This window comes from Staphylococcus intermedius NCTC 11048 (assembly GCF_002902385.1).
GTDB classification, from domain to species: domain Bacteria; phylum Bacillota; class Bacilli; order Staphylococcales; family Staphylococcaceae; genus Staphylococcus; species Staphylococcus intermedius.
In genome coordinates, this window is record NZ_PPQH01000009.1 from 65,432 (window position 1) to 86,726 (window position 21,295).

Below are 21,295 nucleotides of genomic sequence, written 5' to 3' on the forward strand. Positions count from 1 at the left end.
GATAGCAATTGTGAAGATTTACCAAGGTGATCAATGAGAATAATTTGATTAAATATATCAAGATAAGACAACTAAAAATTATGTGTCCCATCCCCTGTTTTCCTTTCTAGTGGTTTTATAGTGCATTTACAAATATAAAACAGTTGAAAAATGAGGATGTGTTCGACATGCAAATGATTGCATCAAAAACATCAAAAACTTTCTATGTCGCGCGTCCTTGTCTCTTTATAGCAGTGTATGTTGGATAAAGTAATAAATAGCTAAAAAGTTGACGATAATCCACAGACTTGAAAAGAAAAGGGTAGGCAGCTTCGTTAACATTTTTAATGCTGTCCCATCCCACTCAGGTTGAGGTCGTGCGAATGTCAGTTGTACAATCGTCATAGTAGATTGAATAATTTCGCCCAACAGTGTCCCGAGTATGAAATGGTATACAAACATGTAAATCAACGAATAGTTCGTTAAGTTTTCAGACTGTATGCCCAAATAGCCAATCAGTATTAAAAAGGCAATGATGAGTAACGGAACAGCTTTTCTTGATGTTTTCCATGTAAAGTAAATGAAAATAAGGACATACAGCATAATAAACAATGCACCTTGTCCCTTACTTTGAATATACAAACCTAAAATGAACATGATTGGTGACATGAGATAGCCGCCCAATGTTGTGATAATATGGCCTGAACGGCTTCTACTTGCTGTGACAGCGTATCCTTGCTGACCTGTGGCATTACGCTCATGTCTCGTTGCGACAACGACAAAATCTCTCACACGCCCACCTGATAATCGATTAAACAGAACGTGGCCGAATTCATGTGTCAAAACTGGAATGTAGTTCAACGCAATATCTAATAATGAAAATATAGGACGGTATGCATAATGGCGGCTTACGAGGTAGAGGCCTGTAATACAGATCAGTAAAATCATTGAAATAGGGATGGGTGAAGTGACCCATGAATAACCGTGCATAGGTGTCAATCCTTTCGCAAAACTTAACTTCATTATAGCGGGATGATTGCTGTTGAACTATGGACTTAAGTCCTAAAGTGTATCATCCAGTTGACGTATGATTTTAGCAGGATTGCCAGCAACAACTGTATATGCAGGTACATCACGTGTGACGACGCTCCCTGCAGCAATAGTGGCCCCGTGATGAACTGTGATGCCAGGTAAAACAATGACGCCAGCACCAATCCACACATCATCTTCAATGGTAATTTTTTGGCCTTGTTCAATTCCTGTGCGACGCTCTGCTGGGTCAAGCGGGTGATTGACAGTAATCAGTTGTACGTTCGGCCCGATTTTGACGTTATTACCAATGAAAATTGGCGCAATATCAAGCCACGTATTGTGCGTATTGACATAAACATTGTCACCTAAATGAATATTGTAGCCATAGTCAAAGTAGAAGGGCGGTTCAATGTAACATTGCTGTTGCACCTGACCTAAGATGTGAGACAAGTAGGATGCACGTTGTTCAATATCGGTTATTGCATTGTAAGTATTACGCGCTGCTGCAGCTTGTTGACGGTCATGTACAAGTGTCGCATCGCTCGGATAATAGGGTAATTCACGTATCATTTTTTCTTTTTCAGTCATAGGTAGGCTTCCTTTCTAAGATGTCGACTTGATTCGATCATCAATGTATCAAAAGTGGACATCTAAAATGTTAAACACAGTGTATCATATATGGGACTTTGGGATGAACTTTGAATAAAATGTATGATTTAGCTTGATTTTGGTGTAAAATGTGTTAAAGTGACATCAATATGATGTAAACATTATGTAAAATAAAATGTCATTGAAATTAAATGAAAGATTGAAGGTGAGACTATGGCTAAAGCATTGCCTACTGGTCATCATGAGGGCACTTTTCCTAGTCGTGACACTACAGTAGAAGAACCCTTTACGTTTAAAGAGAAAAAAGCACAAGTCCAAGTCATGGATGTGATGTTTGATAACGTCACATTAATGGACATGCATCAAAATATTTTAAAATATATGCACACTGAAACGAAACATAATTTATTTATTGTGACGGCTAACCCAGAGATCGTCCATTATGCATCGGAAAACCCGATATATGCACAAATGTTGAAACAAGCAGATTTTATCGTTCCAGATGGTACGGGAATTGTCAAAGCTGCTCAGATATTAGGTCAACCTTTACAAGAGCGTGTACCGGGTATTGAAGTGATGGAAACATGTTTAAATATTGCTGATTTAGAGCGCAAAAAAGTGTTTTTACTTGGCGCGACATCACCGGTTGTTGAAAAGGCAGCACGACGTATTCAGCGTCAATATCCACATATCGACATCCAAACACATCACGGGTTTATCGATATTACTGACCAGAAAGTAATCGAACAAGTACGTGACTTTAATCCGGACTTCATTTTTGTAGGTATGGGGTATCCAAAGCAAGAACAATGGATTCAACATAACCGTCACCATTTTGACCATACCTTAATGATGGGCGTTGGTGGCTCAATTGATGTTTATAGTGGTGAAGTAAAACGTGCACCATACGTATGGAGAGCGATGAATTTAGAATGGGCCTACCGTGCGTTGACAGATATTAAGCGCATTCACCGTTTGAAAAGAATTCCTAAGTTTGTTGTCGTTGTATATAAACAAAAGTATTTAAACAAATAGAATAGTGTATCATAGAGCGAGTTAAACCATTGCAATTTTTATTGTCACGGGTTTGACTCGTTTTTTGTGTTAAGTTCATAATCATTATAAAAATGGAGGAATAATTCAGGGTGGAAAGGGGTAAAAGGTCACTGCATCGACCACGATACAAAAATGTTTCATCGTAATCGATGCAGTGTAGGATGCTGGATATCATCAATCTATAAGAAAAAAGTTATTTCACTACGAAGCGATTTTCATCCAAAGATTGACGAAATGCTTTTTGTTCTGCAGTAGATTTTTTCTTGAAATCCTTTAAAAAAGCTTCATATTTAGGAAGTACTTCTTCCACAGAACCAAAGTCTTTCAGTTGTCCTGCTTCAATCCAGGCAATTTTTGTACAAAATTCTTTCACTTGGCGTAAGTTGTGGCTAACAAAGAAGATGGTTTTTTCATCTTCTTTAAATTCATAAATCTTATTCAAACTCTTTTGCGTAAACGTTTGGTCACCCACAGACAATGCTTCGTCAATGACAAGAATTTCTGGATTGATTGTCGCACTTATGGAAAAGCCAAGTTTTGAGCGCATCCCACTTGAATATTTTTTTACGGGTTGATAAATAAATTCACCGAGTTCGCTAAATTCTACAATTTCAGGTGTGAGTGCTTTAATTTCATTTTTTTTAAAGCCCATGCATAACATTTTGAACTCGATATTTTCCATACCTGTTAAGTTGCCATTGAGTCCGGCGTTAATTGCGATAACACTTACGTCGCCAGTTTTATCAATGTGCCCATGTGTCGGTGAGAGCGAACCACCAATCATATTACTTAATGTCGACTTACCAGAGCCATTAATCCCGACTAGACCAACCACATCACCTGCGTAGGCTTGGAATGAAATGTCTTTAAGTGCATAAAATGTTTTGTTTTTATGTTTTGGCCATAAAGCATCTTTAATTCGTTCTTTATTATTTCGATAAATACGATATTCTTTAGTCACTTCGTTAATACTGACAGTTGGATTCATCTATGAACAGTCCTTACATTGATAATATTGAAATGAAATTCGGTTTTTGCTTCCATCATCTTATGTCTATACATTATAATATATTACTAAGTGGTTGTTAAATTTGTGAAGCTATTGTAAAGTATTATGGATACAATGTATTTCATTTTACTTAAATCAACTTAGCTTTTCAATTAAAGAATAGGCGATGAGACATACTAGGTCAAATATTAATACATCATAGTTTTGATAATTGACTTTAGGTGGATGATCGTGCATGTGAAAGCGTGGTAAATTATGAATTCTGTTATTACCGTAATGAAAGAACATTTTAAAAGTTTTTATCTGATTCAGCGGTTAGCACAATTCCAACTTAAGATTTCAAATCATAATAACTATCTCGGATTAGCTTGGGAGATTATTAATCCGGTGATACAAATTATGGTTTACTGGTTTGTCTTTGGTTTTGGGATTAGAAGTAACCATCCTGTCGATGGTGTACCATTTATTTATTGGTTGCTGGTCGGAATTAGTATGTGGTTCTTCATTAATCAAGGTATTTTAGAGGGAACAAAATCGATTACGATGAAATATGGACAAGTGGCAAAGATGAATTTCCCACTTTCTATCATTCCGACATACATCGTGACAAGTAAGTTGTATGGCCATTTAATGCTTGTACTTGCGATTGTCATTTTATGTACAGTGAGTGGTATTACACCAACAATTTATATTTTGCAACTGTTCATCTACATCCCGTTTGCGTTTTGTTTTACGTCAGCAGTGGCACTTTTAACGTCAACATTAGGGGTGCTTGTTCGTGATACGCAAATGGCAATGCAAGCTTTATTAAGGGTTCTTTTCTATGCTTCTCCGATTCTTTGGACACCTCCACCTGGATCGTTAGCGGAAAAGATTTTAATGTTTAATCCTATTTATTTTGTAGCGGAGAGTTACCGTGCAGCTATACTATTTCATGAATGGTATTTTATTACGCATTGGAAACTGGCACTGTTTAATGTGTGCGTTACGGCGATGTTATTTATTATTGGTTCGATATTACATATGCGCTACAGAGATCAGTTTGCAGATTTTATGTAATGAGAACAACCCCTCGATACATTAGATTTGTGTTGAGGGTTTTCTTTTAAATAACATTTTAGGGTGGTGAAGAAATGATGCGCTATTATATTAAAGCCATTTATATTTATATGGTAGCTTGTTTGAGTCGACTACACAGTTCATTCCGTATCGACAGAAAACACATTGTATTTTTAATGACTTTTAAAGAAGATCAATTACCCATTATTGATCAATTAAGTGAACGCGGTTTTAACATTACTGTTTTTGCAAAGCCTAAAGATTTTCACTATTTAGAAAACAGATCAAATATTACGTATTATCCCCTGAAACAATCTTCAACTTTAAAGCAATTAGCCGCATTAGCTACTGCAAAAGTGGTGTTTATAGACACTTATTATTTAATCATGGCAGGATGGCGTAAAAAAGAAGGTCAGACCGTCATTCAAACGTGGCATGCGGCAGGTGCATTGAAAAAGTTTGGTTTAGAGGACCATTCAGTAGATTTGAATCGAAAGGAACATGTCGCGCAATATGATGCAGTGTATCAAGCGACAGACAAATATTTAGTCGGTGGTCAGCAAATGGCAGATTGCTTTGAAAAGGCGTTCGGTGCACGTTATGAACAGTTACTGAGTTTTGGGAGTCCAAGATTAACGACATACCGACACATTGATCGACAAGCACATCAACAAAAGCTCAAAGCACAACTAGGCATTCAAAACAAAGTCGCAGTCTATTTACCGACTTATCGTGAAAACGGACAAGCGAACCGTACGATTGATAAAGAAACGTTTGAGACTGCGGTACCTGGTTATACGTTGTTGAGTAAATACCATCCTACCGTGGCAGCATCGGCAGAAAATATTAAAATGTGTACGCTGGATCTTGTCATATTAGCAGATTTAATTATTACAGATTATAGCTCTTTAGCGATAGAAGCCAGTATTGTCAATACGCCAACAATATTTTACGTGTATGATGAGGCGGAATACGAAATCGTTAGAGGGCTCAACCAATATTATTATGATATCCCTCAAGAATATAAAGCATATGATGAGCGCACATTGTATCATCGTATCAATCAAGGAGAGTTACAACCATTATTCCAAAAATGGCACCAATATAATACGAGTGAAAGTTTAAATCAAGTGGTCAACTATGTAGAAAAACTCGTGAGAATTTAGCGTAAAAACTGGATATTTTTAGGAATTGATAAATGTTTATGCTATAATTCAACAAAATGAAGAAAATATTAATCAATATTAAGGAGGTGTAAAGATGAAACGTGTCATTACATATGGAACGTATGATCTTTTACACTATGGACATATCGAATTACTGAGACGTGCACGAGAAATGGGGGATTACCTCGTTGTAGCACTTTCAAGTGACGAGTTCAACCGCATTAAAAATAAAAAGTCATATTACAACTTTGAACAACGTAAAATGATGCTTGAATCGATTCGTTACGTAGACCTTGTGATTCCTGAGAACGATTGGGGACAAAAAGAATCTGACGTTGAAAAGTATGAAATCGATACTTTCGTTATGGGGCATGACTGGGAAGGCGAATTCGATTTCTTAAAAGATAAATGTGAAGTGATTTACTTGAAACGTACGGAAGGTATTTCTACGACACAAATCAAGCAAGAATTATACGGTAAAGATGCAAAATAAGATGAATAAAAACAAGTAGGGACTGAGTGGTATTTTTCAGTCCCTACTTGTTTTTTAATGTATGTGGATCGATGGTGGTAAAACTTTGCGTGTGATGGTGGATAATGTACGTCTATCGCGATTTTATTTTCTCAATAACGACTTCAACAAGCGACGCAAAAGAAGTGCGAGGACGAGTACGATGACAAGAGATGCAAGTGTCGTTAATACTGGAAATGCATGCCAGCTTGAGACAACCGCAGATTTAGACTCATAAATGAATGGACTTTCCACTTTCACTGTCGGCGGTCCATCATTTTTTGTTATGAACTTCCGAGGATAATCAAGATGTACTTGACTATCTTTGACAACAAAGTCATAAGGTTCAGACATGTCTTTCGGTACAACATCGTATAAATCTTCAGTGACATAATACGATTTTCCGTCTATTTTATGTTTGCCTTTGGACAATATTTTTTTATAGTCATATTGTGAAAATGTATAATTAATGGCGCTCGCACTCATCATGTTGCGCTGTTTTTCTCCACCGAGATGTTTATAATCTCCAGCACCCATAATGATATGAAAAATACGGAATTTTCCACGTTTTGTTGTTAATGAGTTGTTGTAGTCTGCAATGTCACTCGAGCCCGTTTTTAACCCATCTGTGCCCGGTAAACTCATACTGCCGCCTTCTAAGAGGTCGTTAAAAGTATAGTATGTGACGCCGTGTTGTGTAGGTGCAATTTGTTTAGTGAAATGTAAAATTTTTGGTGTATCTTTAACAACATGCTGGGCAAGAATGGCATAGTCACGTGCTGAAGATGTTGAAGATGATTCATGTTGGTATTTCTTTGGTGCGAATTCCAATAATAAGCGGTTTTCTGCACCAGTAGGATTCACATAGTGGGTGTGCGTCATACCTAGAGATTTGGCAGTGTCATTCATTTTATCGACAAAGTCTGATGTGTTATCTGAAACTTGATTGGCTAAAATCAGTGCAGCTGCATTACTAGAAGCGGAGACTGTAATTTGAAGTAATTCTGCAATCGTGTATGTTTCACCAGGATAAAGTTTTGTATTACTTAACTCTGGTAAGGTAGACATCCGATAATGTTGGTCAGTGATTTGAACCGTGTCGTTTAAAGATAATTTCTTTTCTTTAACAGCTTTTAGTGTTAAGTACATTGTCATCAGTTTGGTCATAGAAGCAGGATACCATTGTTGCTCACTTTGAAAATCGTACAAAATTTGTCCAGTTTGACTGATGTTCATCACGCCCTCTGGTTGATATGCCCACGTGACAGGGTACCCACTTTGTTGTGCAAGTTCGACCGGTGTGGGTGTATATGCACGTGCAAAAGGTGTTATAATGGTGGAAGCGAAGAATACAACCACAATGGATAATATTATTTTTTTCATATGTGTTCCCTCAATCTAAAAAACTATAAATGATAAACAACATGATTCATTCTACCACAAAGTTTAATCTTTATAAATTTTAATGCAGACTCATGTGATGAGATTGAGAGAAGATATGAAACTGAGTTAGGATGTTGTGGTCACTTTGAGAACGGTCTATTGATAGGTGAAAGTAGAGAGAATTGTAAATGTGGTAAGACTGACTTCAGAGTGAATGGAGACTAAGGGATGTCTTATGACATGACTATAACGAAAATAAAGAGGTATGAAGTTATGAAAGCACGCAACCCGCTTGTATTTTTATTGAAGAAAATTTCATGGCCAGTGGGTCTGATTATCGTGGCCGTGACGATTGCTTCATTAGGTAGTTTGACTGGATTGTTAGTACCATTGTTTACAGGGCAAGTGGTCGACAAATTTACTTTTGAATCAATTAGTCCTACGTTTATCGTCGCCTTAGTAGCGGTGTTTTTAGTGAATGCTGTGTTAAGTGGTTTCGGTTACTATTTACTGAATAAAATTGGCGAAAAAATCATTTATGCGATTCGTTCCGTCTTATGGGATCATATTATACATTTGAAAATGCCGTTTTTTGATCAAAATGAGAGCGGACAATTGATGAGTCGTTTAACAGATGATACGAAAGTCATCAATGATTTTATATCACAAAAGTTGCCAGGGTTTTTCCCAGCGGTGATTACATTGATTGGCTCGTTAATTATGCTTTTTGTCTTGGATTGGCAAATGACACTCCTTACATTTATTACCATTCCAATTTTTATATTAATCATGGTACCACTCGGTAAAATTATGCAAAAAATATCGACGAATACACAAACAGAAATCGCGAATTTTAGTGGGTTACTGGGTCGTGTATTGACAGAAATGCGCTTAGTTAAGGTGGCCAATACCGAGAAACTAGAATTGGATAAGGCACATAGTAACCTGAAGAAAATTTATGATTTAGGACTGAAACAAGCGAAAATTGCTGCGGTCGTTCAGCCGATTTCAGGGATTATCATGCTCATTACGATTGGGATTATTTTAGGTTTTGGCGGTATGCGGATTGCTTCAGGGGCGATTTCAGCGGGGACACTTGTCGCTATGATTTTTTACGTATTGAATTTATCCATGCCTTTAATTAACTTATCTACGCTCGTCACAGATTATAAAAAGGCAGTAGGGGCAAGCCAGCGTATTTATGAAATTTTGCATGAGCCGCTTGAAGTGATTGATGCACCGAATTTACAAAATGAAATTCCAACTGGTGACTTGAAATTTGATCATGTCCACTTTGGTTATGACGATACGCCAGTACTTAAAGATGTGTCATTTAATGTGTTGCGCGGTGAAGTAACCGCATTTGTGGGGCCTTCTGGTTCAGGGAAAAGTACGTTGTTCAGTTTGATTGAACGGATGTATGACATTCATCAAGGGGGTATCTACTATGATGGTACTTCCATTTATGACCTTTCGTTAACAGATTGGCGCAGAAAGATTGGTTACGTGATGCAAAGTAATGCGATGATGAATGGAACCATTCGCGACAATATTTTGTATGGTGTGGATCGAGAAGTATCTGAAGACGAATTGATACACTATGCCAAACTTGCGAATTGCCATGAATTTATTATGGAATTTGAACAAGGTTATGACACAATTGTTGGGGAACGTGGATTGAAACTGTCAGGCGGTCAACGTCAGCGTATCGATATTGCGCGAAGCTTTGTGAAAAATCCGGACATTCTACTGTTAGATGAAGCTACTGCTAACTTGGATAGTGAAAGTGAACGTAAAATCCAAGAAGCACTCGATATTTTAATGGAAAACCGTACGACGATTGTCATTGCACACCGTCTTTCTACAATTAAGAAGGCTGGACAAATCATTTTCCTAGACCATGGAGAGGTGACAGGTAAAGGTCGCCATGAAGAATTAATGCAAAATCATGCGAAGTATCAACAATTTGTTGAGACGCAAAATTTAACGCAATATCAGAAGTGATGATATTCATGCATACATTTCAAATATGAAGAAGACTGGGCATTTGAAGCCACGATTTTAAAGTGCGCTTTCAACCCAGTCTTTTTATTTGTATTGATAGTCAGCCTTTCGGGAGCCGTACTACGTAATCTTTGTTAAACATGAGATTTCTGTACTGCGTTCAAAACCCGCCAACGCTTTGCCTATATAATAATTCAATCAAGCGTTGGTTCGTTGAGATAAGTCCTAGGAAAGGGAGAATCGTTTAGCAATCAAGTGTTGCTCAAACGTACATCTCAAGCTTTGTGCCCAACGCCACTTTGTTACTGCAAATGTTTCGGTAAACTTTCAGTCGGACAACTTTTACTACATTCACACGCACTACATTTCCCCTGCTTTGACTTTTTGAAAAACCGTACAATGACCGATACAACATAGCTGACAATCAACAAGACGAACAATAAATTAATCAATAATGTCATTTTCAACGCCTCCTATAAAAAATACGAACCGATTTGGTAAACTAGGAACGATAAGATATATGCGATGACGAAAGGATACGTCACAGCAAGCATTGTCCATTTCCATGAAGGGGTTTCTTTACGTATCGCAGCTACTGTTGCTAAACATGGTGTGTAAAGTAAAATAAAGACCATAAATGAATAGGCAGAGAGTGCTGTGAAATGTGTCGATACGGTCGAGACGAGACTATTTTCACTGACCGCAAAAATAATGGCCATCGAACTAATGATAACCTCTTTAGCTAAAAACCCAGGAATCAATGTGGCAGCAGTTTGCCATGAACTAAACCCAAGTGGTGTAATGAGTGGCGCAATCGCCGCACCAATCATGTGTAAGAAGCTTTGGTCGACAGGGACATCAATACCGGATGGACCTGTGTAATTGAGTAACCAAATCACAACGGAACCTGCAAAAATAAATGTTCCTGCTTTTTTAACAAATCCTTTTCCTTTTTCCCAAGTGCTACGCCACAATGTTTTAATAGAAGGTAAACGATAGGGCGGTAATTCAATCACAAAAATAGACGTGTCTTTTTTGAGTACTGTTTTGGATAACACCCAACTGACAAGTAATGCGACGACAATGCCTAATACGTAAAGGCTTAACACGACAAGTGCCTGATGTTGTGCGAAGAAAATCGCTACGAACAGACCATATACTGGGAGGCGGGCAGAACAAGACATGAACGGTGCGATTAAAATAGTCGTAAGGCGTTCTTTTTCTTCTTCGATACTACGCGCAGCCATAATACCGGGCACGTTACAACCAAAACCGATGATCATTGGAATAAAGGATTTGCCGTTCAGACCAAATTTTTCCATCATGCGGTCCATAATCACAGCAATGCGCGCCATATAGCCTGAATCTTCCAGTAACGAAATGAAGAAAAATAATACTAAAATTTGTGGAATAAACACGAGTACACCACCGACACCCGCAATAATACCGTCTGTCACTAAGTCTTGAAGTGCAGGATAAATACCGATTTTATCCATTAAATTAACCGTTTGATCAGTTAAAGGGCCTCCAAAAAAGGCGTCCAATTGATCAGAAAGGGGTGTGCCAATCCAAGTAAACGTAATTTGAAAGATGAGCCACATCAATCCTAAAAAAATAGGGATACCCAACACTTTATGTGTGAGCAATGCGTCGATACGTTCAGTCATATGTTGACGTTCTGAATTTGGATAAGTCACCACTTCAGCGAGAATAGCATCGATATACTGTTGACGACATTTCAAAATATGCTGTTCAATGTCGATAGCATGCGCATGTTTAAACTGGGAAATCAATGTTTCAAATTGTTGAATCGTTTCTGCATCTAAATAGTTCAACACAGCTGGATTGTTGAGTAAATATTGAATAGCTAAAAAGCGATGATGACGTTTTTCCAATGAAAGTGTGGCTGGCAATGTTTGGATGAGTTGTGCCAATAAATTTTCAAACGCATCACCGTAATGGATTTTTAGAGGACGTCGCGTTGAAACATGATGGTCGGCAAGCGCATTGAGCACTTCATCGCTTCCTTTGCCTGTACGTGCAATAACAGGGATAATTGGAATGTGCAATTGACGCATTAAACGTTGATGGTCAATCCGAATCCCGCGTTTATTTGCGACATCAATCATGTTCAAACCGATGAGTAACGGTGCGCCATATTCTAACAATTGTACAGTGAGATTAAAGTTGCGCTTAATTTGGGCCGCATCGATAATATTGATCATACCGTCGAATTTTTCATTGAGTAAATAATCTGTCACCACAGATTCGTCACGAGAAATCGGGACTAAGTCATAAATACCGGGTAAGTCGATGAGATGACCGGATTGTTTCTTAAGTTGACCGACCTTTTTATCAACTGTGACACCGCTCCAGTTGCCTACATATTCATATGAACCTGTTAAAGCATTAAATAGGGAAGTTTTACCAACATTCGGATTGCCTAAAATACAATATGCATTACTCATAAGCATGCTCCAATCTAATTTCACATGCATCGCAGTTTCGAATACAAATATGTTGACCGTTCACTTTTAATGTACATGGACCTTTGAATAATCCTTTTTGATGTACAGAAATTTGGCATCCTTCTACACAACCTAAGGCACGTAAACGATGCTTTAAATGGACATTGTTTGTATCTAAAGCTTTGACGCGATATAACTTTCCAATCTCAGCATTTCCAATATGTAACATACCCACACCTACTTAACGTTAATGATAATCATTTTCACTTAATTATAGAATAAGACGGTTTTCATTTGGAAGCAATAACTTTTTGACACCAAATGTGAAAAAATATCGAATTTCAATCGAAACATTTTATGATAACAAAATAAAAAGTGAATAAAATCGCATCGTGTTTAGATATTTTATACTTAAATGATAGTGAAAAAAATATATTCTCAGTCAGTAAACGTCGTGGTATACTAATGATGTTAAAAAACAGTTGAAAGGTAAGAGGTATCTCCTTATGTATTTGATTATTAACATTATTGGGTTGTTGGTGTTTTTAGGGGTTGCATTTTTATTCTCTCGTGACCGCAAAAATATTCAATGGGCTTCTATTGCGACACTTGTTGTCCTTAACTTGATTTTGGCATGGTTCTTTGTGTATTTCCCAGCTGGTACGCTCGTCGTTAAAAAAGCAGCTGAAGGGATTTCTTGGGTTATTGATGCATCGTTTGCAGGGATTGGCTTTGCATTCCACAGCTTCACAGCACCAAAACAATTGGACATGGCAGTAGCGGCATTATTCCCGATTTTATTAGTTGTGCCACTTTTTGATATCTTGATGTATTTACGTATTTTGCCATGGATTATGCGTGGTATTGGTTGGGTACTTGCAAAAATTACACGCCAACCTAAATTTGAAGCATTCTTCGGTATTGAAATGATGTTCTTAGGAAATACTGAAGCACTTGCGGTTTCAAGTGAACAGTTAAAACGTATGAAAGAGACACGTGTACTGACATTAGCGATGATGTCTATGAGTTCAGTATCTGGTGCGATTGTCGGTGCTTATGTCACGATGATTCCTGGTGAACTCGTATTGACAGCAATTCCTTTAAATATCGTCAATGCGATGATCGTTGCTTCTATTTTAAACCCTGTGAAAGTTGAAGTAGATGAAGATGTCATTTACGATTTACGTGCAAATGAAGCGCGTCAACCGTTCTTCTCGTTCTTGGGTGACTCCGTACTGAATGCAGGTAAATTAGTATTGATTATTATTGCATTCGTTATCAGTTTCGTTGCTTTAGCAGAATTAGCTGACCGTTTAATTCACCTTATTACGGGCGGTATTGGTCACTTGTTCAATGCGAACGGTAGCTTCGGTCTTGACCAAATTTTAGGTGTATTCATGTATCCATTTGCATTATTACTTGGACTTCCATTTGATGAGGCATGGTTAGTTGCACAAAATATGGCGAAGAAAATTGTAACGAACGAATTTGTTGTTATGGGTCAAATCGCAGGAGAAGTGAATGACTATGCACCTCACCGTCGTGCAGTCATTTCAACATTCTTGATTTCATTCGCAAACTTCTCAACAATCGGTATGATTATCGGTACGTTAAAAGGTATTGTAAATGAAAAAACTTCTGACTTTGTATCTAAATATGTACCAATGATGTTATTAGCAGGTATTTTAGTATCATTATTAACAGCTGGTTTTGTAGGTTTATTTGCTTGGTAAAATCAACCATGCGTGAATAAATCACAACCTTTTATCCATAGAGAGGCTTGGACACAACAATGTCTGAGCCTCTTTTCTTATGTGAGTCAGCCGCATTCAATGAGAAACGTAAAAAGAAATGCACAAAAATAGAGCAGCCCAGCTGATGCTGAACTGCTTTAGACGGGAAATGAATAATTTTGATTGATATTCGAGCATGATATCAATCTCGAGCAAAAAATCTCTTGTACTATAAAAAACACAAAGGAGATGGCCTCTTGTTGACTAGATACCTAGCAACAAATAAGGTAGTTTCTATTATACACACTTTACAATTAGAAGTAAACAAAATATTCAGAAATTTAAGATTTTATTTTACCCATGAGTACTGGAGTTGCCACACAAGGGGTTCGCTTTGTCACAAAGTTGTGATAGTATGGCTTATGACGAATTAGAAATGATATAAAAGAATGGGAGGAATCATTGGGTGAGCAGAACAATTAGAGATTTGTTATTAGTTATCGTTGGCGCATTTATTTTTTCAGCGGGGGTTAATGCGTTTGTTATCGCTGGTGATCTCGGTGAAGGTGGCGTGACAGGTCTTGCTATCGTGCTTTATTACGCGTTTCATTGGTCGCCTGCCATTATTAACTTTGTCGTTAATGCGGTATTGATTGCAATAGGATATAAATTTTTAAGTAAAAGAAGTATGTATTTAACGATAGTGGCTACGATTTTAATATCTGTATTTTTGAGTTTAACTCAGAGTTGGCAGGTTCAATCAGATGACATTATTATTAATGCCGTGTTTGGCGGTTTTTCAGTCGGCTTAGGTATCGGGATTATCGTTTTGGCCGGTGGAACGACAGCTGGAACGACGATTTTGGCACGTATTGCAAATAAGTATTTAGACGTGAGTACGCCATATGCATTACTCTTTTTTGACTTAATTGTCGTATTAATTTCATTGACAGTGATTCCGTTAGATCGCGCACTTTTAACTGTGATAAGTTTATATATCGGTACAAAAGTGATGGATTTCGTTATTGAAGGGTTAAATCCTAAAAAGGCAGTGACGATTATTTCGAAAGAACCTGACCGTATTGCTAAAATGATTGATGAAGATATCGGTAGAGGTGTGACTATTTTAAATGGACGCGGTTATTTCTCAAAACAAGAAACAGATGTGCTTTATGCCGTCATTAGTAAAACGCAATTATCACGTACGAAGCGCTTGATTCGTAAAATTGATCATAGTGCTTTCGTTGTTGTGCATGACGTGCGTGATGTTTACGGTAACGGCTTTTTAGTAGAAGATTAAAAATTAATGTAAGCTGGGCATTACAATGGTGTCTCAGCTTCTTTTTTATGTGTGATTGGCGTATTGAAGAGGCAAAGCGGTTAAAAAGCAGCTTTTTTGATATGTACCCAATGTTTTATTTTAAGTACATACAAATTTTTAGATGAATGTGTAGACACAAGTATGTTGACGAAGTTCGATTAAGATGATTTTCAGTTAGAAATTTTTGATAAATGATGATATACTGGCATATATGATAATGATTATCAATTGCATAAAATGTATATAGATTTTTTAAATATTAGGGAGTGAAAAGCTCACAAGTTCGTTAGTGAGTGTATACAGTAACGCCTTAACTTGCACCATGAGTCGTGTGCAAGGGCGTAATCGTTTTAAGAAAGAAGGATGACGATGAGTAGATTAACAGGTAAAGAGGTTACAATCGGGTATGGTGACCGTGTCATTGTTGATAATTTAGATGTCGCAATTCCAGATGGTGCCATTACTTCAATTATTGGACCAAATGGATGTGGTAAGTCAACGCTATTAAAAGCACTTTCTCGATTATTAAATACTAAAAGTGGTGAAATTTGTTTAGACGGTAAAAATATCCATGTCCAGTCAACGAAAGAAATAGCTAAAAAAATTGCAATATTACCTCAGTCTCCAGATGTGGCGGATGGTTTAACGGCTGGAGAGCTTGTTTCTTATGGTCGTTTTCCACATCAAAAAGGCTTTGGTCGTTTGAACGAAGAAGACAAAAAAGCGATTGATTGGGCGATGCGTGTGACAGGAACAATCGATTTTAAGCATCGTGCAGTGAATGATTTAAGTGGTGGGCAACGTCAACGTGTATGGATTGCGATGGCGCTCGCTCAAAAAACAGATATTATTTTCCTTGATGAACCGACAACATATTTAGATATTTCGCATCAACTTGAAATTTTAGAGCTCGTACAAGAATTGAATGCTGAACACGGGACGACCATTATTATGGTATTACATGATATTAACCAAGCGATTCGTTTTTCAGATCACCTCATTGCGATGAAAGATGGCGATATTATTAAACAAGGGAATACGCATGAAGTGTTAACGAATGAAATTTTAGAACGTGTATTTAATATCGACGCAGAGTTAAGTACAGATCCGCGCACAGGTAAACCGATGCTCGTGACATACAACCTCTTGTGTAAACATTATGAAAAAGCCTAAAAGTTGGATAAACGGAGTATAAAACATGTTGAAAAAAAGAGTGAATGTGAAGTGGAATGATGCGGTGCAGTTTACCTGTGCCGTTATCGTATTGTTTATCGTGTTTATCATCGCAACTTTATTAGGTGAAGCACGTGTGAATTTAAGTACCATTTTTGAAGCGGTTTTTCATTATAATCCGAAAATTCAAGCACACAATGTGATTTCAGAAATTCGAATTCCTAGAAATATCGGTGCTGTGCTTGTAGGGATGGCACTTGCAACAGCTGGTGCCGTTATTCAAGGTGTGTCTAAAAATGGACTCGCAGACCCCGGCTTGATTGGTTTAAATGCTGGGGCTTCTTTAGCTTTAGCGCTCACCTTTGCCCTGTTTCCCGGCGCGTCATTTATAGCACATATTGTCGCTGGTTTTTTAGGTGCGATGTTAGGCGGCGTTGTTGTGATGACAATCGGTGGGTCTAGACGAGATGGTTTTAACCCTATGCGTCTCATTTTAGCTGGTGCTGCAGTCAGTGCGCTGTTAACGGCATTGAGTCAAGGTATTGCGCTCATTTTTCGTCTCAATCAATCTATTAATTTTTGGAGCGCAGGTGGTGTATCAGGCACAAATTGGCAACAAATTCAAATCAGTGTGCCTATCATTTTAGTATGCTTAATTTTATTGATATTGATGAGTCGACAATTGACCATTTTAAGTTTGGGTGATGCATTAGCTGTAGGACTAGGCCAAAATATTAAGCTGATTCGCGCAGTAGCTTTAATTTTATCGATGTTACTCGCAGGGGTTTCTGTTGCGATGGTCGGACAGATTGCATTTGTGGGCCTCATTGTTCCACATATCGTACGTTTTTGGGTCGGTACAGATTATATTAAAGTACTTCCGATGACTGCGGTGGTAGGTGGTACGCTTGTCTTAGGTGCAGACCTTGTGGCGAGACTGTTAGGTGAAGCGCCAATGAGTGCGATTATCTCCTTTATCGGTGTGCCTTACTTTTTCTATTTGATTCGTAAAGGAGGGCGTACGCTATGATTCATCCGAATTTAAAACGTAAGCAGTTGTTGACATTCATGAGTGCGCTCATACTTTTGATACTCGCAATCGCATGGAATTTAACGACGGGTGAATATGCGATGTCATTTTCGCAAGTGATTCAAACGTTGTTAGGACAAGGTGATGCGGCAGACCAACTCATTTTAATTGATTTTCGTTTACCACGTGTCGTTATTACAGTGCTTGCGGGGATTGCGTTAAGTATGAGTGGTGCTGTATTACAAAGTGTTACTAAAAATCCACTAGCTGAACCCGGTATTTTAGGCATCAATGCGGGAAGTGGTTTTGCGATTGCGCTATTTATATCTTTAGGTCAAATTCACGTGGATCAATTTGTCTACGCTTTACCAATTGTGAGCATGGTTGGAGGCATAGGAACAGCGCTTGCAATTTTTATATTAAGTTACCAAGGCGACAAAGGACTTTCACCGGCAAGTATGGTATTAATCGGTGTCGGGATGGCCACTGCATTATCTGGTGCGGCGCTTACAATTATGGCGACCTTTAATAAAGAACAATCTGAATTTATTGCAACCTGGCTAGCTGGTAATATATGGGGAGATACATGGCCGTTTGTATTTGCCTTTTTACCATGGCTCATTGTTTTAGTGCCTTTGTTATTCTTTAAGGCGGAAACACTCAACATTTTAAATACGAATGATACAATTGCTAAAGGATTGGGCATTCGACTCAATAAAGAACGGTTCATTTTAGTTTTAATAGCCGTGACGCTTTCAAGTGTTGCAGTTGCAGTCGCTGGTGCAATCGGGTTCATTGGTTTAATGGGGCCTCATATTGCAAAATCCATCGTCGGTCCGAGACATCAACTGTTCTTGCCGATAGCTATTTCAATAGGGGCATTGTTGCTCGTTGTTGCAGATACACTCGGCAAAATACTCTTACAACCGAGTGGCCTACCTACAGGACTCATCGTTGCTGTGATTGGTGCACCGTATTTCTTATATTTGATGTACCGCACACGTTCTGTATAATTTCAGTCTCAAGATTGAAGTATATTTCTATAAAATATGTTAAAATGTTCATTGTATTAAAAAATTTGATAAAATTGGACTTAATGTGATTTGCCAATCTGTATTCTTTTAGCAAGTATGTTAAGATGAGAGTGATTGGACTATGGCACATTCAGGAGGACAAGCCATGCAAGATTTAATAAAGAGACATGTCTTAAACGGCGAATTTGATGCAGTGAAACACTTAATGTCTGCCACTGATTTTTTAGAATTTGAAGAAGCCTATATTTCCAGTGCATATGAAGATGAAAGTGTGATGTATTACACTTGTTTGTTGTATATGATTAAAGAAGAGGAAACATCTGAAATCCACGACTTAGCTTTTCTATTACTCGTATATCCTTTAAGTGACGTGCCAGGCGCAATAGATGCCGCATATTATCATGCCGAATCTTCTATTGATTTGACAAAGGGTAAAGAGGTGAAGAGCTTGTTGCAAATGTTATTGTTACATGCGCTTCCGGAACCTGTGATTTCTGATAAAAAAGCTTTCGAAATTTCGAAACAAATCTTGAAACTTGATCCGAGCAATAAAGTAGCACGTAATGTATTGAAAGATACAGCGAAACGTATGGATCAAGTCGTAGTTGATTTTGACCAGTTAAGTCATTATAAAGATGCATAAGTTTTTGAATATGAACCATTCGATGTGATTCAAGCATTGGATGGTTTTTTCGTTGTTGGGACATTTTAATATTTGCGGTTTGGATGAAGTTTGTTCATATGATTGCGCGAATCTGTTTCTCTATGAGGCTAAATGGGTTAAAAAATATTTATTTCAATTAATGGTTTTGAGGAATAGTAAAATCGGGAATACGAATGGTGCATTTCGAAATACAATACCGATGTTTAATAAAATTGAAATGAATCAATGAAAAGAAAATTGTATATGTATCTATTTGTTGTCGAATTGTGTATAATAAACAAGTTCGAAAAAAGAGGGAGTTGAATTATGGAAGGTAAAAATTATTCAAAAATTATAATGGCGGTATTTCTCATCGGGGCATTTTTCATGATTTTAAATGAAACGTTATTGAATATTGCACTGCAAGAGCTGATGCACTATTTTGATATTTCGAGAACAACCGTACAATGGATGGCGAGTGGTTTTATGATGATTATGGGGATTGTCTCACCACTCTCTGCGTTAATTATCCAATGGTTTACGACAAGACGATTATTTTTAGGGCTTATCGTCATTTTTACAATAGGTTCATTCGTAGCAGGTTTTGCTGTGAATTTCCCGATGTTATTAACAGGGCGAATGATTCAAGCAGTGGGAACTGGGTTGATGATCCCGCTCATTATGAATGCGATGCTACTTTTATTTGATGAGTCAGTGAGAGGGCGTGTCATGGGGACGTTTGGTCTGATTATTATGTTTGCACCAGCAATAGGCCCCACTTTATCAGGTGTTATAGTGGATTATTTAGGATGGCGTTGGTTATTTTTTATCGTTATTCCATTTATGTTATTCACATTTGTATTTGCATTCATTTTCTTAAAAAATGTGGGAGAAGTCACACGTCCCAAAATCGATGTGTTGTCAATCATATTATCAACAGTCGGTATTACAGGATTAATTTACAGTGTATCCAAAGTGAGTTCAGTTGATGGAGGCGTATTGAATTGGGAAATTGCTCTGCCACTCATTATTGGGCTCATCAGTACAGTGGCTTTTATACGTCGACAATTCATTTTAGATGAACCGATTTTAGATTTTCGAGTGTTGCAATATCACAATTTCCGTAAAGGGATGATTATTTTCGTCATCGTCATGATGAGTATGTTTGCGTCTGAAATTGTTATGCCAATGTATTTACAAGGACCAATGGGATTCTCGGCTAAAGTTGCAGGGCTTATTTTATTGCCGGGGGCGCTGTTAAACGGCTTTCTTTCACCATTTATGGGTGGTCTGTTCGACAAATTTGGACCACGTAAAATGGTCATTCCGGGCTTGTTTTTACTGTTAGCTGTAGCGATATTCTATACGACAATTCATCCAGGTATTCCGGTTTATGTATTTGTCATTGCTTATATGGTACTCATGATCGGTATTGCTTCAATTATGATGCCAGCAAGCACCAATGGTTTAAATGCGTTGCCACAGGATAAGTACCCACACGGCACAGCCATTTTTAACGTATTACAACCGATTGCAGGTGCGACGGGTATTGCGGTGTTTGTAGGTATCGTTTCAGGCGTACAAAATAACGAAATCTCAAAACACGAACATGTAACCCAAGCCGTTCTCGATAAAGCGATGACGATGGGGATGCACACTGCTTATATTTTCGCAATTGTATTGATTCTGATAGGTATTTTCTTCTCGTTTAGATTAACAAATGCATCGAAAGAAAAGAAATTACAAGAAGCAGCTTCACAAGCTTCAGATCAATAAACAAACCGTACAATTAGAGGCTAGGAAATGAATTTTTCTTAGTCTCTTTTCTTATGTATGGGCATTCTGAAAAAGTAAGATGTGCAATAGCATGTTGCTCCGGTTTTTCAATAGAATGACCGTCAATATTCAAAAGAACATTTCTATGACATTATGTATGGGGGCGGGAGATTGAAAATTTTATGTCCTATCCCTAATGTTTCGTAAAAAATAGGTATTTTAGTTTTTTTGAAGAAAAATAATGCAATTTTTTCATGTTTTTTTGCATTGTTATAAGAAATAGCGTTTTATTTTTCTTAAAATATGAAT

General features: G+C 37.6%; 19 protein-coding genes. 12 read left to right on the plus strand and 7 right to left on the minus strand.

Going from position 1 to position 21,295, the window contains the following annotated elements:
• Window positions 1-225: 225 nt before the first annotated feature.
• On the minus strand, window positions 226-1,002 hold the full coding sequence (locus CD138_RS02295; protein WP_241522232.1) for a M50 family metallopeptidase: 777 nt from the start codon (window positions 1,000-1,002) through the stop codon (window positions 226-228).
• Window positions 1,003-1,041: 39 nt separating this feature from the next.
• Window positions 1,042-1,599 carry a sugar O-acetyltransferase gene (locus CD138_RS02300; protein WP_019168618.1) on the minus strand — a complete coding sequence of 186 codons (558 nt, stop codon included), beginning with the start codon at window positions 1,597-1,599 and terminating at the stop codon, window positions 1,042-1,044.
• A gap of 234 nt (window positions 1,600-1,833) precedes the next feature.
• Between CD138_RS02300 and tarA the strand changes: the two genes are divergently transcribed.
• Complete coding sequence (gene tarA / locus CD138_RS02305) at window positions 1,834-2,655, plus strand: N-acetylglucosaminyldiphosphoundecaprenol N-acetyl-beta-D-mannosaminyltransferase TarA (protein WP_019168617.1); 822 nt, start codon at window positions 1,834-1,836, stop codon at window positions 2,653-2,655.
• Window positions 2,656-2,869: 214 nt separating this feature from the next.
• Here tarA and tagH read toward each other — a convergent pair whose 3' ends face one another.
• Entirely contained in the window at window positions 2,870-3,664 is a 795-nt protein-coding gene (gene tagH, locus CD138_RS02310) for a teichoic acids export ABC transporter ATP-binding subunit TagH (protein WP_019168616.1), read from the minus strand.
• Between the two features lie 276 nt (window positions 3,665-3,940).
• Between tagH and CD138_RS02315 the strand changes: the two genes are divergently transcribed.
• The 3 genes from CD138_RS02315 (at window position 3,941) to tagD (ending at window position 6,403) form a co-directional block, all read left to right on the plus strand.
• Window positions 3,941-4,744: an ABC transporter permease gene (locus tag CD138_RS02315; protein ID WP_019168615.1), complete on the plus strand. Its 804-nt coding sequence runs from the start codon at window positions 3,941-3,943 to the stop codon at window positions 4,742-4,744.
• A 74-nt stretch (window positions 4,745-4,818) separates the two neighbouring features.
• On the plus strand, window positions 4,819-5,910 hold the full coding sequence (tarB, locus tag CD138_RS02320) for a teichoic acid glycerol-phosphate primase TarB (protein ID WP_019168614.1): 1,092 nt from the start codon (window positions 4,819-4,821) through the stop codon (window positions 5,908-5,910).
• A 94-nt stretch (window positions 5,911-6,004) separates the two neighbouring features.
• Entirely contained in the window at window positions 6,005-6,403 is a 399-nt protein-coding gene (gene tagD / locus CD138_RS02325) for a glycerol-3-phosphate cytidylyltransferase (RefSeq protein ID WP_019168613.1), read from the plus strand.
• A gap of 123 nt (window positions 6,404-6,526) precedes the next feature.
• Here the strand turns inward: tagD and pbp4 are convergent, their stop codons facing one another.
• Complete coding sequence (pbp4, locus tag CD138_RS02330; RefSeq protein ID WP_019168612.1) at window positions 6,527-7,804, minus strand: penicillin-binding protein PBP4; 1,278 nt, start codon at window positions 7,802-7,804, stop codon at window positions 6,527-6,529.
• Between the two features lie 273 nt (window positions 7,805-8,077).
• Between pbp4 and CD138_RS02335 the strand changes: the two genes are divergently transcribed.
• Window positions 8,078-9,808 carry an ABC transporter ATP-binding protein gene (locus tag CD138_RS02335; RefSeq protein ID WP_019168611.1) on the plus strand — a complete coding sequence of 577 codons (1,731 nt, stop codon included), beginning with the start codon at window positions 8,078-8,080 and terminating at the stop codon, window positions 9,806-9,808.
• A 302-nt stretch (window positions 9,809-10,110) separates the two neighbouring features.
• On the opposite strand, the gene CD138_RS02340 is transcribed toward CD138_RS02335, so the two are convergent.
• Genes CD138_RS02340 through CD138_RS02350 form a run of 3 tightly spaced genes read right to left on the minus strand, consistent with a single transcriptional unit; the run spans window position 10,111 to window position 12,505 of the window.
• Window positions 10,111-10,269, minus strand: coding sequence for a FeoB-associated Cys-rich membrane protein (locus tag CD138_RS02340; RefSeq protein WP_019168610.1), 159 nt, complete (start codon window positions 10,267-10,269; stop codon window positions 10,111-10,113).
• Between the two features lie 12 nt (window positions 10,270-10,281).
• Window positions 10,282-12,276, minus strand: coding sequence for a ferrous iron transport protein B (feoB, locus tag CD138_RS02345; protein ID WP_019168609.1), 1,995 nt, complete (start codon window positions 12,274-12,276; stop codon window positions 10,282-10,284).
• Window positions 12,269-12,505 carry a FeoA family protein gene (locus tag CD138_RS02350; protein ID WP_019168608.1) on the minus strand — a complete coding sequence of 79 codons (237 nt, stop codon included), beginning with the start codon at window positions 12,503-12,505 and terminating at the stop codon, window positions 12,269-12,271. The genes feoB and CD138_RS02350 overlap by 8 nt, the downstream gene beginning before the upstream one ends.
• 277 nt (window positions 12,506-12,782) lie before the next feature.
• Here CD138_RS02350 and CD138_RS02355 point away from each other — a divergent pair, with 277 nt between their 5' ends.
• The 7 genes from CD138_RS02355 (at window position 12,783) to CD138_RS02390 (ending at window position 20,986) form a co-directional block, all read left to right on the plus strand.
• Window positions 12,783-14,009, plus strand: coding sequence for a NupC/NupG family nucleoside CNT transporter (locus CD138_RS02355; protein ID WP_019168607.1), 1,227 nt, complete (start codon window positions 12,783-12,785; stop codon window positions 14,007-14,009).
• Window positions 14,010-14,475: 466 nt separating this feature from the next.
• Window positions 14,476-15,309, plus strand: a complete 834-nt coding sequence (locus CD138_RS02360; RefSeq protein WP_019168606.1) for a YitT family protein — start codon at window positions 14,476-14,478, stop codon at window positions 15,307-15,309.
• A gap of 390 nt (window positions 15,310-15,699) precedes the next feature.
• Window positions 15,700-16,503: an ABC transporter ATP-binding protein gene (locus tag CD138_RS02365; RefSeq protein ID WP_019166215.1), complete on the plus strand. Its 804-nt coding sequence runs from the start codon at window positions 15,700-15,702 to the stop codon at window positions 16,501-16,503.
• 25 nt (window positions 16,504-16,528) lie between these two features.
• Window positions 16,529-17,533 (plus strand): FecCD family ABC transporter permease, encoded by a 1,005-nt coding sequence (locus CD138_RS02370; RefSeq protein WP_019168605.1) that lies wholly within the window; start codon window positions 16,529-16,531, stop codon window positions 17,531-17,533.
• Window positions 17,530-18,546: a FecCD family ABC transporter permease gene (locus CD138_RS02375; protein WP_019168604.1), complete on the plus strand. Its 1,017-nt coding sequence runs from the start codon at window positions 17,530-17,532 to the stop codon at window positions 18,544-18,546. The genes CD138_RS02370 and CD138_RS02375 overlap by 4 nt, the downstream gene beginning before the upstream one ends.
• A gap of 166 nt (window positions 18,547-18,712) precedes the next feature.
• Window positions 18,713-19,210 (plus strand): hypothetical protein, encoded by a 498-nt coding sequence (locus tag CD138_RS02380; RefSeq protein WP_019168603.1) that lies wholly within the window; start codon window positions 18,713-18,715, stop codon window positions 19,208-19,210.
• A 327-nt stretch (window positions 19,211-19,537) separates the two neighbouring features.
• Complete coding sequence (locus tag CD138_RS02390; protein WP_019168601.1) at window positions 19,538-20,986, plus strand: MDR family MFS transporter; 1,449 nt, start codon at window positions 19,538-19,540, stop codon at window positions 20,984-20,986.
• The last annotated feature ends 309 nt before the right edge of the window (window positions 20,987-21,295 follow it).